At 63.8% G+C, this 14,145-nt stretch carries 13 protein-coding genes and 1 pseudogene; 3 read left to right on the top strand and 11 right to left on the bottom strand.

The window, feature by feature from the left end; all coding sequences use genetic code 11:
* Positions 1-34 precede the first annotated feature (34 nt).
* Both AAE027_RS04465 and AAE027_RS04460 read right to left on the bottom strand, forming a co-directional pair.
* Positions 35-1,366 (bottom strand): replication-associated recombination protein A, encoded by a 1,332-nt coding sequence (locus AAE027_RS04465; RefSeq protein WP_370985649.1) that lies wholly within the window; start codon positions 1,364-1,366, stop codon positions 35-37.
* On the bottom strand, positions 1,363-2,769 hold the full coding sequence (locus AAE027_RS04460) for a DegQ family serine endoprotease (RefSeq protein ID WP_370985648.1): 1,407 nt from the start codon (positions 2,767-2,769) through the stop codon (positions 1,363-1,365). Before AAE027_RS04460 ends, AAE027_RS04465 begins: the two co-directional genes overlap by 4 nt.
* Before the next feature lie 312 nt (positions 2,770-3,081).
* Between AAE027_RS04460 and AAE027_RS04455 the strand changes: the two genes are divergently transcribed.
* The gene (locus tag AAE027_RS04455) at positions 3,082-4,695 is read left to right on the top strand and encodes an OprO/OprP family phosphate-selective porin (protein ID WP_370985647.1); all 1,614 of its coding nucleotides are present in this window, start codon (positions 3,082-3,084) and stop codon (positions 4,693-4,695) included.
* 192 nt (positions 4,696-4,887) lie between these two features.
* On the opposite strand, the pseudogene AAE027_RS04450 reads toward AAE027_RS04455, so the two are convergent.
* Positions 4,888-5,257 (bottom strand): annotated as a pseudogene (locus AAE027_RS04450) (winged helix-turn-helix transcriptional regulator).
* 123 nt (positions 5,258-5,380) lie between these two features.
* Here AAE027_RS04450 and AAE027_RS04445 point away from each other — a divergent pair.
* A complete protein-coding gene (locus AAE027_RS04445) occupies positions 5,381-6,394 on the top strand; it encodes a zinc-binding alcohol dehydrogenase family protein (protein WP_370985646.1) in 1,014 nt (337 codons plus the stop codon).
* A 138-nt stretch (positions 6,395-6,532) separates the two neighbouring features.
* Here the strand turns inward: AAE027_RS04445 and AAE027_RS04440 are convergent, their stop codons facing one another.
* Positions 6,533-6,829 (bottom strand): DUF1330 domain-containing protein, encoded by a 297-nt coding sequence (locus AAE027_RS04440; RefSeq protein WP_370985645.1) that lies wholly within the window; start codon positions 6,827-6,829, stop codon positions 6,533-6,535.
* Between the two features lie 8 nt (positions 6,830-6,837).
* Positions 6,838-7,626 (bottom strand): SDR family NAD(P)-dependent oxidoreductase, encoded by a 789-nt coding sequence (locus tag AAE027_RS04435; protein WP_370985644.1) that lies wholly within the window; start codon positions 7,624-7,626, stop codon positions 6,838-6,840.
* A 196-nt stretch (positions 7,627-7,822) separates the two neighbouring features.
* On the opposite strand from AAE027_RS04435, the gene AAE027_RS04430 reads away from it, so the two are divergent.
* On the top strand, positions 7,823-8,800 hold the full coding sequence (locus AAE027_RS04430; RefSeq protein ID WP_370985643.1) for a Bug family tripartite tricarboxylate transporter substrate binding protein: 978 nt from the start codon (positions 7,823-7,825) through the stop codon (positions 8,798-8,800).
* A gap of 81 nt (positions 8,801-8,881) precedes the next feature.
* Here the strand turns inward: AAE027_RS04430 and rplQ are convergent, their stop codons facing one another.
* From rplQ to secY, 6 genes are all read right to left on the bottom strand, one after another.
* Positions 8,882-9,298, bottom strand: a complete 417-nt coding sequence (gene rplQ / locus AAE027_RS04425; RefSeq protein ID WP_080137232.1) for a 50S ribosomal protein L17 — start codon at positions 9,296-9,298, stop codon at positions 8,882-8,884.
* A gap of 120 nt (positions 9,299-9,418) precedes the next feature.
* Positions 9,419-10,450 (bottom strand): DNA-directed RNA polymerase subunit alpha, encoded by a 1,032-nt coding sequence (locus tag AAE027_RS04420; protein WP_370985642.1) that lies wholly within the window; start codon positions 10,448-10,450, stop codon positions 9,419-9,421.
* Positions 10,451-10,562: 112 nt separating this feature from the next.
* Positions 10,563-10,952, bottom strand: a complete 390-nt coding sequence (rpsK, locus tag AAE027_RS04415; protein ID WP_007603045.1) for a 30S ribosomal protein S11 — start codon at positions 10,950-10,952, stop codon at positions 10,563-10,565.
* A gap of 123 nt (positions 10,953-11,075) precedes the next feature.
* A complete protein-coding gene (gene rpsM, locus AAE027_RS04410) occupies positions 11,076-11,444 on the bottom strand; it encodes a 30S ribosomal protein S13 (RefSeq protein WP_027574068.1) in 369 nt (122 codons plus the stop codon).
* Positions 11,445-11,629: 185 nt separating this feature from the next.
* Positions 11,630-12,487 carry an adenylate kinase gene (locus AAE027_RS04405; RefSeq protein ID WP_370985641.1) on the bottom strand — a complete coding sequence of 286 codons (858 nt, stop codon included), beginning with the start codon at positions 12,485-12,487 and terminating at the stop codon, positions 11,630-11,632.
* 271 nt (positions 12,488-12,758) lie between these two features.
* Entirely contained in the window at positions 12,759-14,090 is a 1,332-nt protein-coding gene (gene secY / locus AAE027_RS04400; protein WP_091894740.1) for a preprotein translocase subunit SecY, read from the bottom strand.
* Between the last annotated feature and the right edge of the window lie 55 nt (positions 14,091-14,145).

Raw genomic sequence — 14,145 nt, 5'->3', positions numbered from 1 at the left:
TGCCGTTTCGTCACGACGAAATGGCGATTTGGCCTCAGCCGCCCCGCTCCTTGCGCAGCTTGGCCCAGTAATCCAGCCGCTTCCTGATCTCGCGCTCGAAACCGCGCTCGGGCGGGTCGTAAAAGGTCTGGCGGCCGAGGGCTTCCGGGAAATAGTCCTGGCCTGAAAAGGCATCCGGCGCGTCGTGGTCGTATTCGTAGCCGGAGCCGTAGCCTTCGGACTTCATCAGCTTGGTCGGGGAATTGAGGATGTGCTTGGGCGGCAGCAGCGAGCCGGCCTGTTTTGCCACCTGCATCGCCGTGCCGAAGGCGGTATAGACCGAGTTCGATTTCGGCGCGGTGGCGAGATAGACCACGGCCTGCGCGATCGCGAGCTCGCCCTCTGGGTGCCCCAGAAAGTCGAAAGCATCCTTGGCGGCGTTGGCGATGACGAGCGCCTGCGGATCGGCAAGACCGATGTCCTCCACCGCCATGCGCACGACGCGGCGGGCCAGGAACAACGGATCCTCGCCGGCATCGAGCATGCGCGCGAGGTAATACAGCGCGGCATCGGGATCGGAGCCGCGCACCGACTTATGCAGCGCCGAGATCAGGTTGTAATGGCCGTCGGCCGACTTGTCGTAGATCGGGGCACGGCGTTGCAAAATCTCCTGCAACTGCGCGGCGTTGAAGATCTCGTCCTTGCGCGCGGCGCGCCAGACTTCCTCGGCGAGCGTCAGCGAGGCGCGGCCGTCGCCATCGGCCATGCGCACCAGCACCGCGCGTGCCTCGGCATCGAGCGGCAGCTTGCGGCCCTCGACCTCCTCGGCATGCGCGAACAGCTTTTCGATCGCGGCCGCGTCGAGCGAGCGAAACACCAGCACACGCGCGCGCGACAGAAGCGCCGCGTTGAGCTCGAACGACGGATTCTCGGTGGTGGCGCCGACCATGACCACCGTGCCGTCTTCCATCACGGGCAGAAACGAATCCTGCTGGGCGCGATTGAAGCGATGCACCTCATCGACGAACAGCAGCGTGCCCTTACCCATCTCGCGGCGGGCCCGCGCGGCATCGAACGCCTTCTTCAAATCGGCGACGCCGGAGAACACCGCGGAAATCTGCTCGAAATGCAGATCGGTCGCATCCGCCAACAGCCGCGCCACCGTGGTCTTGCCGGTGCCGGGCGGCCCCCAGAAGATGAGTGAGCCGAGCGTGCGCGTTTCCAGCATGCGCGTCAGCGCACCGTCGGGACCGAGGATGTGGTCCTGGCCTACGACCTCCGACAATGCGCGCGGACGCAGCCGATCCGGCAGCGGATGCGGAGCGTCATGATCGAGCCCCGCCGCGGCGAAGAGGGTTGGCGTCTCCTGTGGTCGCTTCGGACTCATCCGCCCAGCGTGACGTTGATCTGCTGGCCGCCGCGCACCAGCGTGATGCGCCAGATCCGCGGCCGTTCACCCGCCGCCTTCTCGAGGTCGCCGGTCTTGCTGATCTTCTGATTGTTGACGGCCAGGATGATGTCGCCTTTTTGGAAACCGACACTTGCGGCCGCGGTATCGCCGCCGATATCGGTGATCACGACGCCGTCGGTGTCGGCATCCAGATGCAGCTCGTCGGCGACCGCCGGCGTGATGGTCGAGACCTTCGCGCCCTGGAACGGCGAGCGCGCGGTGACGACGAGCTCGTTGCGGCCGGTATCGGGCGCGGTCTCCAGTGCCACCGTCAGCTTGACCGGCTTGCTGCCGCGCTGCACGTCGATCTGCGCGGTGCCGCCGAGCGGACGGGTCGCGAAGCGGTAGTCGAAGGCGTTGGGGTCATCCACGGTCTGGCCGTCGATCCCGGTGATGAGGTCGGAGGATTTCAGGCCGGCCTTCGCCGCGGGGCCGTTCGGCACCACGCTTGCGACCAGCGCACCGGTCGGCGAGCGCAGGCCGAGGCTTTCGGCGATCTCGGGCGTCACTCCCTGCAACCTGGCCCCTAGCCACGGCCGCTTCACCGCCTTGCCGCCGCTCCTGGCGGAAGCGACGACGACGCGCACCATGTTGGCGGGAATGGCAAAGCCGATGCCTTGCGAGCCGCCGGAGCGCGAATAGATCGCGGTGTTGATGCCGGCGAGCCTGCCGCTCATGTCGACCAAGGCGCCGCCGGAATTGCCGGGATTGATCGCCGCATCGGTCTGGATGAAGAACTGGTAGTCGGTGATGCCGACCTGCGTCCGCGCGAGCGCCGAGATGATGCCGTGGGTCACGGTCTGGCCGACGCCGAAGGGATTGCCGATGGCGAGCACGACGTCACCGACCAGCAATTCGTCGGAATTGGTGAAGTCGAGGGTCGGGAATTTCTCCTTGGTGTCCTTCAGGCGGAGCACGGCGAGATCGGTGCGGGAATCCTTCAGCAGGATCTCGGCCTCGAACTCGCGCTTGTCCGACAACGACACTTTCACCTGGTCCGCGCCCTCGATGACATGGACGTTGGTGACGACGAGGCCGGAGGCATCGACGATGACGCCGGAGCCGAGCGAACGCTGCATCTGCTCCGGCTGCTGGCCCGGCACGCCGAAGAAGCGACGGAAGATCGGGTCGTCGAGCAGTGGATTGCGGTTCTGCACCACCTTGGCGGCATAGACGTTGACGACGGCCGGCTGCACCCGCTGCACGATCGGTGCATAGGACAGCCGCAACTCGGCCGGCGACGACGGGACCCGGCGGTCCTGCGCAGCAGTCGGATTGAAGTGGGCTGAAAACGCTATGCACAAGGCCGTGGCAACGGCGGTCCAGGTCGATCGAAACATTCCTACCTCTTGGAAAAGACGCCGGAATATAGGCGCGTTCGCCCGCCAATAGAAGGGCGCCAGGCGGCAATATTCAGCCCCTTTCCAGTGTGTCCGAGATGCAAGCACAGCGTGCGAATCGGCAATTTGCCGGAGCGGTGGATTGGCATGATGCGCGTCATCCAGCATTGTGGTGTCGAGCGGATTCGGTTGCGGCGAATTGGCATCAGTGGGAACCGCGCAACCGGGCGCAGCGTCGCGGGGCAGTCATCGATCACACCTAGGCTCTCCCGTTGCGACTTGGGGAAGTTCGTCAAACGATGGAGGCATGACGTGAGCAGGACAAGAATTGCAGCCACGGCGATTGGACTCGCCGGTGCGCTGGCGGCCTCGCAGGCCCAGGCCCAATCGGCAAGCAGCAGCGAGCAGGAGATCGCGCTGCTGAAACAGCAATTGAAGATGCTGGAGCAGAAGCTCGACAAGCTCCAGAGCCAAACCGCGGCGAATACGGCGGCCACGGCGAAAGCCAGAGCCGAAGCGAAAGCTGAAGCCAAGGCCGAGGCGCGCTCGGAGGCAAAGGCCGCAGTTGCCAACGCCAATGCGGCGATCCCCGTCAAGGGACCGGCGCCGGCCTCCGGCGTCGTCGTGACGATGCCGAACAACCGGCCAACCATCTGCACCGCTGACCAGGCGAACTGCGTCGCCATCACCAGCCGTCTGCATTGGGATGTCGGCGGCTATGACTATCGTCCCGACACCGCGGCGACCGTACCGCAGAAGCTCGACAGCGGCCAGAACGTTCGCCGCGCGCGCATCGGCGTCACCGGCAAGTTCTTCAACGACTGGAACTTCGCGCTGGTCTACGACTTCGGCGGCTCATCCGACGGATTTGGCGGCACGGCGCCGGGATCCCTTCCGGGCGGTGGCGTCTCCGGCGTCGAGAATGCCTATCTCAGCTATACCGGCTTAAAACCGTTCGGCGGACGGATGGCGATCGAGGCCGGCATCATGGACCTGCCCTACACCATGGACGAAGCCACGAGCTCCAACGACATCATGTTCATGGAGCGCGCCTCGCCCGGCGTGATCGCAACCAACATCGCCGCCGGTGACTTCCGCTCGGCAGCCGGTGCGCGCTGGTTCAACGACCAGCTCTGGATCGGCGGCTATGTCACGGGACCGTCGACCGGAGCGATCCACTCCGCCTCGAGTGCGGCGCCCGCCGGCACCAGCGAGCAATATGGCGCCGTGGCGCGCGTGGCAGGCAATCCGATCAGCGGCAAGGACTATTCGGTGCATATCGGCGCCGACGCGCAGTGGCTGATCCAGCCGCCACGCAACCTGATCGCCAACACGCAGACGGTCACGCTCAGCGATCGCCCGGAATTGCGTCTCGACCCGACCACGCTGATCGCCACCGGCGCCATCGCCAATGCCTCGGGCGCGCAGGTCTACAGTGTCGAGGCGGCGGCGACCTACGGACCCTTCATCGTCCAGGGCGAGTACTTCTGGTACAATGTCGATCGCACGGCCAACACCGGCGTGCCGCTGGTCGGCGCACCGAGCCTGAAATTCCAGGGCGGCTACGCCCAGGCCGGCTACGTGCTGACGGGCGAAGGCCGGACCTACAATGCGGCGAACGCCGCCTATAGCGGCGTCAAGCCGGCGCATCCGTTCTCGCTGGACGGTGGCGGCTGGGGCGCATGGGAGATCGCGGGACGCTTCTCGACGATCGACCTCAACAATCAGTTGGGAGCAGCGACCGGCGTCGCCGGCGGTCGGCAGACCGTCTACACGCTCGCACTGAACTGGTACGTCAACGGCAACGTCCGCTTCATGCTCGACTATCTGCACGGAACGGTATCGCGGCAGGCCTCGCCGATCTCGACCGCCGATGTCGGCTCGAAGTTCGATGCGGTGGCGATGCGCACGCAGTTTGCATTCTGAGACTCTACACCTCTCCCATTGGGAGAGGTCGCGCCCAACGGGTCGCGCCAAAGGCGCGCCCGATGACAGGCTCCGGCGCGGGTGAGGGGCTAGGCTCTATCGGGGATGACGGCGCCCCCTCACCCGAATTGCTTCGCAATTCGACCTCTCCCCGCTGGGGAGAGGTGAAGAACTACGGCGGCCTTCAATCAGTTACGCCGCCCGTTTCGGTTTCTTAGCGGCGCGGGCGCGCAGGACAGCCGCTGTTGATGGCTCTCGCCCCAGGCCTTCAGGATATCGATCACGGGCTTGAGACTCTCGCCGAGCTCGGAGAGGCAATACTCCACGCGCGGCGGCACCTCGGCATAGACCTTGCGGATGACGAGCTTGTCCTCCTCCAGCGCGCGAAGCTGTTTGGTCAGCATGCGCTGGGTGATGCCCGGCATCCGGCGGCGCAGTTCGCCGAAGCGCTGAGTGCCGCTCTGAAGGTGATAGAGATCACGCCCTTCCATTTACCGTCGATCAGGTCCAGCGTCGCCTCGACCGAGCAGCCCGGGCGCCGGGCAAAATTGCGCCGTTTCATGCGTGTTTTTTCCAATAGTATCCAAACAGGGACTATATCCCCGAATTTACAGTACTTGCCAAATCGGGGCCAGAGCGACAGTTAGGGCGGCGGGCGAACAAAGCCATCTGATGGAGACAAGCCATGAAGGCCGTCGGCTACAAGAAATCGCTTCCGATCGAGGACGCGGATTCACTGATCGATTTCGAGACCGCAAAGCCCGAGCCCGGAGGGCGCGACATCCGCGTCGCCGTGAAAGCGATCTCGGCCAATCCGGTCGATTACAAGGTGCGCAAGCGCGCCGCCCCGCCCGAGGGGGAGATGAAGATCCTCGGCTATGACGCGGCCGGCTTGGTCGATGCCGTCGGCCCCGACGTCACGCTGTTCAAGCCGGGTGATGAAGTGTTTTACGCAGGTTCCATCCTGCGCCAGGGCACCAACTCGGAATACCACCTGGTCGACGAGCGCATCGTCGGCAACAAGCCGAAGAGCCTGACGTTCGCGCAAGCGGCCGCCCTTCCCCTCACCTCCATCACCGCCTGGGAGCTGCTGTTCGATCGCCTCGGCGCGGTACCCGGCAAGAGCGTCGATCCGCGCACGCTGCTGATCATCGGCGGCGCCGGCGGCGTCGGCTCGATCCTGATCCAGCTCGCGCGTCGTCTCACCGGGCTGACGGTGCTCGCGACCGCAACGCGGCCGGAATCGAAAAAATGGTGCCTCGATCTCGGCGCGCATGCGGTGATCGACCATGGCCAGCCGATGAAGGAGCAGATCGAGAAGCTCAAGTTGCCCCCGGTCGCGCTGGTCGCGAGCCTCACCTTCACCGACCAGCACTACAAGGCGATCGCGGAGTTCATGGCACCGCAGGGCAAGTTCGGCCTGATCGACGATCCGCCGGAATTCGCCATGAGCACATTCAAGGGCAAGGCGATCTCGGTGCACTGGGAATCGATGTTCACGCGCTCGTCGTTCCAGACGCCTGACATGATCGCGCAGCACCGCCTGCTCAATGACGTCGCCGACCTCATCGACAAGGGCGTGTTGCGCACCACGCTCGACCAGACCTTTGGCACGATCAACGCGGTCAACCTCAAGCGCGCCCACGCGCTGCTCGAGAGCGGCAAGTCGCGCGGCAAGATCGTGCTGGAGGGGTGGTAGCAGCTACAATGTCGGTGCGTAGGGTGGGTTAGCCCTGCGACTGCGCGAAGCGCGGTTCGCAGGGCGTAACCCACCTCTTCTATCTCTGCGGAAACACACAGCGGTGTGTTACGCCTTCGGCTAACCCACCCTACGTTTCTACGCTTCGGCCGCACCCTCCACGAACATCAACCGCCGCTCCAGCGCCGTCTGCCGCAGCTTCAGTGCTTCGGCATATTCCGGCGAGGCGTACCATTCCTTCAGCCTCGCCATCGAGGCGAATTCGACGATGACGATAGCCTTCGGCGGAAGATTGCCTTCGGCAAGCTCGGCCTTGCCGCCGCGGACGAGATAGCGCCCGCCATACTGCGTGATCGTCTTCGCTGCGAGCGTGCGATAGGCTTCAAATCCATCGGGATCGCGCATCTCGACTTCGGAAATCACATAGGCTGTCATGCACGGCCTCAAGCGATCGTATTGACGATGCCGCCTTCCGCGCGCAGCGCCGCGCCGTTGGTCGCGGACGCCTCTTTCGACGCGACGTAAACCACCATGTTGGCGATCTCGTCCACGCTGGCGAAGCGCTGGATCAGCGAGCTCGGACGATGCTGCTTGACGAAATTGGCAGCGGCTTCGTCCACCGATTGGCCGTTCTGCTTCGCCAGATCCTTCACGAACGTCTCGACGCCCTCCGACATGGTCGGGCCCGGCAGCACGGAATTGACGGTGACGCCGGTGCCGCGGGTGAGCTGCGCGAGCCCGCGCGCAACCGAGAGCTGGGCCGTCTTGGTCATGCCGTAGTGAATCATCTCGACGGGAATGTTCAGCCCGGACTCCGATGAGATGAAGACGATGCGGCCCCAGTTGCGCTTGAGCATGCCCTTCAAGTACGCGCGCGACAGCCGCACGCCGCTCATGACGTTGACCTCGAAGAAGCGCGTCCAGTCCTCGTCGGGAATCTCGAAAAACTCCTTCGGTTCGAAGATGCCGGCATTGTTGACGAGGATGTCGATTTCGGGAAGCGCCGCCACGAGCGCCTTGCAGCCTTCCGCCGTCGAGACGTCGGCGGCGATGCCGCGGACCTTGGCGCCGGTCCCTTCCAGCTTGCGGACGGCCGCATCGACCTTGTCCCGGCCGCGACCGTTGATCACGACGCTGGCGCCCGAAGCGGCGAGGCCCTTGGCGATGGCGTGGCCGATGCCAGCGGTCGAGCCGGTCACCAGTGCAGTTTTTCCCGAAAGGTCGATGTTCATGTAGTATCTCCATCAGAACGATGACGGGGATATCGGACGTGGCGGATTGGCCCGCAATTGGCGCTCACCAATCAGTGACGATCACGAGCTGTTCCGGCAGCGACATGGCGCCTCGTATGCCCCTGTCGCGGCTGGAACGAATATTGCTAAGCCTGACCGAGCTCTTTTGCTCATGTGAACACGGAAGGACCTTGCGATGAAAAGAACGGCCCTCACTGTTGCGCTCGGGTTGCTGGCTCTGATCAGCGGCAATTCGCTCGCGCAGGCCCAAGCGGTCTATCCGGAAAAACCATTGCAATTGATCGTCCCCTTCCCGCCCGGCGGCGCCTCCGACGTGGTCGCGCGCATCATCGGCGGCGAACTGGAGACGCGTCTCGGCAAGCCCGTGATCATCATGAACCGTCCCGGTGGCGGCACCACGATCGCGGCCAAGGAAGTCGCGCGCTCGGCGCCCGACGGATACACCCTGTTCTTCAGCTCGAATTCGAGCTTCACGCTGCCGGCGGCCGTCAAAGAAAGCGTGCCTTACGACGCGGCCAAGGATTTCGAGCCGCTCGGTCAGGTCGGCAAGATCACGCTGGCGCTGGTCACTTACAAGGACAACCCGATCAAGGACGTGGCTGCGCTCGTCACTGAGGCGAAGGCCAATCCCGACAAGCTGTCGCTGGCGTCGTTCGGCGTTGCGACCGTCTCGCATTTCGCCGGCGAGCTGTTCAAATCGGCCGCCGGAATCAAGATGGTCCACCTGCCCTACAAGGGCAGTGCGCCGGCGATGAACGACCTTATCGGCAAGCACATTCAGTACCACGTCGACACAGTGATCGCCGTGAAGCCGCAGATCGAGGCCGGCACCGTCAAAGTGTTCGCCGTGTTCTCGGCCAAGCGGACGCCGTTCCTGCCTGACGTGCCGACGCTCGCCGAGCTCGGCTATGGCAACATCGACTTCGCCTCATGGGGCGCGGTGGTCGCGCCCAAGGGGCTGCCGCCGGCCGTTCGTGACAAGCTGACGGCAACGCTGGAGGATACGATCAACAGCCCATCCGTGGCCGAACGCTTCGCCAAGGTCGGGTTCGAGCCCGGCTTTGCGCGCTACAGCGATTGGGCGGGAGCCATCGGCAAGGAGACCGCTGAAATGAAGGACATCGCGCAAAAGGCGGGGATCAAGGAGGAATAGTCCTTCCGACGCGCCCTATTCCTCGAAACAAAAACGGCGCCCAGAAGGGCGCCGTTTTCAATCCATATCTGCCGATCCGTCTTACGCCGCCTCGGCTTCCTTCTCCTGCACCGGACCCGAATCCTGGCCCTTGGCGTCGACGTCGCGATCAACGAACTCGATCACGGCCATCGCGGCGTTGTCGCCGTAGCGGAAGCCGGCCTTGATGATGCGGGTGTAGCCGCCCTGGCGGTCCTTGTAGCGGGTCGCGAGCGTGTCGAAGAGCTTCTTGACCATGTCGACGTCGCGCAGCTCCGCGATAGCCTGGCGGCGCAGCGACAGGCCGCCCTTCTTGCCGAGGGTGACGAGCTTCTCGACGATCGGGCGAAGCTCCTTGGCCTTGGGCAGCGTGGTGACGATCTGCTCGTGCTTGATCAGCGCGGCCGCCATGTTGGCGAACATCGCCTTGCGATGCTCGGCCGTGCGGTTGAGCTTCCGATGAACCTTGCCGTGACGCATGTGTTTATTCCTTACGTATGAACTGCCGCGACGGTTCGTCGGACCAGTTGCTCAGGTGGGCTTCCTGCGTTCGCCCATGAAAATGACGGCCGGAGAGCCCGGCCGTCACGGTGAAGTCGATCAGTAGTGATCCTCGAAGCGCTTAGCGAGCTCGTCGATGTTCTCCGGCGGCCAGCCCGGCACTTCCATGCCGAGGTGCAGACCCATCTGGGCCAGCACTTCCTTGATCTCGTTCAGCGACTTGCGGCCGAAGTTCGGGGTGCGGAGCATTTCGGCTTCCGACTTCTGCACGAGATCGCCGATATAGACGATGTTGTCGTTCTTCAAGCAGTTGGCCGAACGCACCGACAGCTCGAGCTCGTCCACCTTCTTGAGGAAGGCCGGGTTGAAGGCGAGGTCCGGGATGATCTCCTGGGCGACTTCCTTGCGCGGCTCTTCGAAATTGACGAACACGTTGAGCTGATCCTGCAGGATGCGCGCGGCGTAGGCCACCGAGTCATCCGGCGAGATCGCGCCGTTGGTCTCGATCGTCATGGTCAGCTTGTCGTAGTCGAGGATCTGGCCCTCGCGGGTGTTCTCGACCTTGTAGGAGACCTTGCGGACCGGCGAGTAGAGGCTGTCGACCGGGATCAGACCGATCGGCGCATCCTCGGGGCGGTTGCGCTCGGCGGGCACGTAGCCCTTGCCGGTCGAGACCGTGAACTCCATGCGGATCTCCGCGCCCTCGTCGAGGGTGCAGATCTGCAGGTCCGGGTTGAGCACGGTGACGTCGCCGACGGTCTGGATGTCGCCAGCGGTGACGACGCCCGGGCCCTGCTTCTTCACGACCATGCGCTTGGGGCCTTCGCCCTGCATCTTGATCGAGATGTCCTTGATGTTGAGCACGATGTCGGTGACGTCCTCACGGACGCCCGCGATCGAGGAGAACTCGTGCAGCACGCCGTCGATGTGCACCGACTGCACTGCCGCGCCCTGAAGCGAGGAGAGCAGGATGCGGCGCAGGGCGTTGCCGAGGGTCTGGCCGAAGCCGCGCTCGAGCGGCTCGGCGACGATGGTCGCGAAACGCGAGGGATCGCTGCCGGGCGCCACCTGGAGCTTGTTCGGCCGAATCAGTTCTTGCCAATTTTTCTGGATCGTCACTGTTTCACCCATACAGGCCAGTCATTTTGACAGTTCAAATACTGGCGTTGGAGAAAGGCCGCAGAGCATTCCCGCGGCTTCTTAGTAAAGTCATTGCGGGCGCCAATGCGCCCGCAACCTCGTATCAAACGCGCCGACGCTTGCGGGGACGGCAACCGTTGTGCGGGATCGTGGTCACGTCGCGGATCGAGGTGACGGTGAAGCCCGCGGCCTGGAGTGCGCGGAGCGCCGACTCACGGCCCGAACCGGGGCCGGCGACTTCGACTTCCAGCGTGCGCATGCCGTGCTCTTGCGCCTTCTTCGAGACGTCTTCCGCGGCAACCTGCGCGGCGTACGGGGTCGACTTGCGCGAGCCCTTGAAGCCCATCGTGCCGGCGGAGGACCAGGCAATGGTGTTGCCCTGCGCGTCGGTGATGGTGATGGTCGTGTTGTTGAACGACGAGTTCACGTGCGCGACGCCGGAGGCGATGTTCTTGCGCTCACGACGACGAACGCGGGTGGCTTCCTTGCCCATTGAGTACCTTTCCTGGAGATCTCAAACGCCGCCGTAATTCCAGCGGCTACACCTGTGGAACGAAAGGCGCGCGGCGAACGGGTCATCCCCTGTTCGCCGCACGCCGCGACTGAGTTCGAAAACTTACTTCTTCTTGCCGGCGATGGCCTTGGCCGGGCCCTTGCGCGTGCGCGCGTTGGTGTGGGTGCGCTGACCGCGCACCGGCAGACCGCGACGATGACGCAGGCCGCGATAGCAGCCAAGGTCCATCAGACGCTTGATGTTGATACCGACCTCACGACGCAGATCGCCCTCGACGAGGTAGTCGCGGTCGATCACTTCGCGGATCTGGAGCACTTCGGCGTCGCTGAGCTGATTGACGCGACGATCCTCGGGAATCTTCACCTTCTCCATGATGTCACCGGCGATCTTCGGGCCGATGCCATGGATGTACTGGAGCGCGATCAGCACGCGCTTATTGGTGGGAATGTTCACGCCGGCAATACGGGCCACGGCCTTCTCTCCTGTCGCCAATCCTCGTCAGGATCGGGCTTTAAGTGCTAGTGTTCTCGGGCAGGTGTTCACAAACGCGAACACGACGCCCACCCCCGGTCTTCCTGGGGCCCGGCATCGTCTGAAACTATCCGACTTGGATGCGGGGCTTATTAAGGGATTCCGGGGGCTTTCGTCAACCGCTGCTAGCGCTTAGCTCGCTTTTTCGTGACCTTTTTTGCAGCCTTTTTGGCACCTTTTTTGACAGCCTTCTTGGCGGTCTTTTTGGCTGCCTTCTTTGCCGTCTTCTTGGTCGCCTTCCCTGTGCCCTTCACGGCTTTCTTGGCGGCCTTTTTAGGGGATTTGGCGGCCTTTTTGGTCGTTTTCGCCGGTTTTACGGCCGCCTTCCTCCCCGCCTTGGCCTTTTTGGCCGGGGCCGTCTTGGCCGCACTTCTGGCATGGGTCTTGGGCTCGACCGCCCCAAGCGCCAGGAGCAGGCGGTGGATGGCACGGGTGACCTCGTCGATGGCCATCATGCCGTCGATGGTCGAGAGCTTCCGCCGCTCGGAATAGTAGTGAATCAGCGGTTCCGTCTGGCTACGGTAGCTGGCGAGGCGCTTGGTCAGGACCTCCGGGGTGTCGTCGACCCGGACCTCCTCCCCGCGCGCGCGCATCTGGGCGACGCGGGTCTCGACGCGATTCAGCAGCGCGCTTTCATTCACGCGCAGCTCGATCACCGCATCAAGCTTGAGATGCTTGTGCTTGAGCAGCTCGTCCAGCGCCTCAGCCTGCGGCACGGTGCGCGGGAAACCATCGAGGATGAAACCGTTCTTGGCGTCCGGCTGATCGATTCGGTCGGAGATGATTCCGACCACGATCTCGTCGGGCACGAGGCCGCCGCCGGCCATGATCTCCTTGGCCTTCAGCCCGACCGGCGTTCCGGCCGCAACGGCCGCGCGCAACATCTCGCCGGTCGAGAGCTGGACGATGCCATAGCGCTGCACCAAGAGCTGCGCCTGGGTCCCCTTGCCCGACCCCGGCGGTCCCAGAAGTATAATTCTCATCGGCGTACGCCCCCCGGATTGGTGAGCGATACGTCGCGCACCTGTGTTTGAAGATCAAGAACAGTGCAAACCATAATCGGCGATGCACCGCCACCCATATCATAGGGGAGCGGATGGGCTGACGCCAAGAAGGGCTTTGAAATCTGTGATTGCGCTGCAGTGAGAGCAGCTGCCGATGCGGCCGATGGCTGGCTGGTGCCGTGCAGGCGCCGCGCGTTGCTGGCACAGCGAATCGGCGGCGCAATCGCGCCGCCTTCAGAGGACGCCGCGCTTAGCGTCGGCGTCCGCGCAGTTTCGACTTGCGGATCAGGCCTTCGTACTGATGCGCCAGCAGATAGCCCTGCACCTGCGCCACCGTGTCCATGGTGACGCTGACGACGATCAGCAGCGAGGTGCCGCCGAAGTAAAACGGCACCGAGGCGTAGGAGATCAGGATCTCCGGGATCAAGCAGACGATCGCCAGATAAATCGCACCTAACACGGTGATACGCGACAGCACATAGTCGATGTATTCGGCGGTACGCTCGCCGGGGCGAATGCCCGGAATGAAGCCGCCGTGCTTCTTCAGATTGTCCGCGGTCTCGGTCGGGTTGAACACGATCGCGGTGTAGAAGAACGCGAAGAACACGATCAGCGCCAGATACATGATCAGGAATAGCGGACGGCCGTGGCCGAGCTGGGTGGTGATCCACTGGAACCATTCCGGCCCGCTGCCCGCGTTGAAGTTCGCAACCGTGGTCGGCAGCAACAGCAGCGAGGATGCGAAGATCGGCGGGATCACGCCCGAGGTGTTGAGCTTGAGCGGCAGATGCGAGGACTGGCCCTCGAACATCTTGTTGCCGACCTGGCGCTTCGGATACTGGATCAGCAGGCGGCGCTGCGCGCGCTCCATGAACACGATGAAGGCAATCACGGCGACTGCCATGATGATGACGACCAGGATCAGACCGGTCGACATCGCACCCTGACGGCCGAGTTCGAGCATGTTGGCGAGCGCGGCGGGCAGCTCGGCGACGATGCCGGCTAGAATGATCAGCGAGATGCCGTTGCCGATGCCGCGCGAGGTGATCTGCTCGCCCAGCCACATCAGGAACATGGTGCCGCCGGTCAGCGTGATCGCCGTCGACAGGCGGAAGAACATGCCGGGATCACTAACGACGTTGCCGGCGCCCTCGAGGCCCACCGCGATCCCGTAGGACTGGAACGCGGCCAGGATAACGGTGAGATAACGCGTATACTGGTTCAGCGTCTTGCGGCCGGCCTCGCCTTCCTTCTTCAGCGCCTCGAGTTGCGGCGAGACGGTGGTCAGGAGCTGGATGATGATCGAGGCCGAGATGTACGGCATGATGTTCAACGCGAAGATCGCCATGCGGTGGATGCCGCCGCCGGCGAACATGTTGAACATGCCGAGGATGCCGCCCGCCTGGGACCGGAACACCTGTTCCCAGATGTTGGGATCGATGCCGGGCAGCGGGATGTAGGTGCCCAGCCGATAAACGAGCAGCGCACCCAGGGTGAACCAGATGCGCTTCTTCAGTTCGTCGGCCTTGGCAAACGCACCGAAATTGAGATTGGCTGCCAGTTGTTCCGCTGCAGAGACCATCTTGGACTTTCTCCCGCCGCCTGTTGCGCCGTCATGCCCGCGGCCGGGCTACTTT

The organism is Bradyrhizobium sp. DN3, from assembly GCF_041357655.1.
Lineage (GTDB): Bacteria > Pseudomonadota > Alphaproteobacteria > Rhizobiales > Xanthobacteraceae > Bradyrhizobium.
Note: the sequence above shows the minus strand (reverse complement) of the source record. Positions and strands in the feature narration are given on the sequence as shown.

Excerpts from the sequence above, each read along its gene's own strand:
- AAE027_RS04465 (WP_370985649.1), bottom strand. The coding sequence starts at position 1,366 with ATGAGTCCGAAGCGACCACAGGAGACGCCAACCCTCTTCGCCGCGGCG.
- AAE027_RS04435 (WP_370985644.1), bottom strand. The coding sequence starts at position 7,626 with ATGAACATCGACCTTTCGGGAAAAACTGCACTGGTGACCGGCTCGACC.
- AAE027_RS04430 (WP_370985643.1), top strand. The coding sequence starts at position 7,823 with ATGAAAAGAACGGCCCTCACTGTTGCGCTCGGGTTGCTGGCTCTGATC.
- rplQ (WP_080137232.1), bottom strand. The coding sequence starts at position 9,298 with ATGCGTCACGGCAAGGTTCATCGGAAGCTCAACCGCACGGCCGAGCAT.
- AAE027_RS04440 (WP_370985645.1), bottom strand. The coding sequence starts at position 6,829 with ATGACAGCCTATGTGATTTCCGAAGTCGAGATGCGCGATCCCGATGGA.
- AAE027_RS04405 (WP_370985641.1), bottom strand. The coding sequence starts at position 12,487 with ATGAGAATTATACTTCTGGGACCGCCGGGGTCGGGCAAGGGGACCCAG.
- rpsK (WP_007603045.1), bottom strand. The coding sequence starts at position 10,952 with ATGGGCAAGGAAGCCACCCGCGTTCGTCGTCGTGAGCGCAAGAACATC.
- AAE027_RS04460 (WP_370985648.1), bottom strand. The coding sequence starts at position 2,769 with ATGTTTCGATCGACCTGGACCGCCGTTGCCACGGCCTTGTGCATAGCG.
- AAE027_RS04445 (WP_370985646.1), top strand. The coding sequence starts at position 5,381 with ATGAAGGCCGTCGGCTACAAGAAATCGCTTCCGATCGAGGACGCGGAT.
- secY (WP_091894740.1), bottom strand. The coding sequence starts at position 14,090 with ATGGTCTCTGCAGCGGAACAACTGGCAGCCAATCTCAATTTCGGTGCG.
- AAE027_RS04420 (WP_370985642.1), bottom strand. The coding sequence starts at position 10,450 with ATGGGTGAAACAGTGACGATCCAGAAAAATTGGCAAGAACTGATTCGG.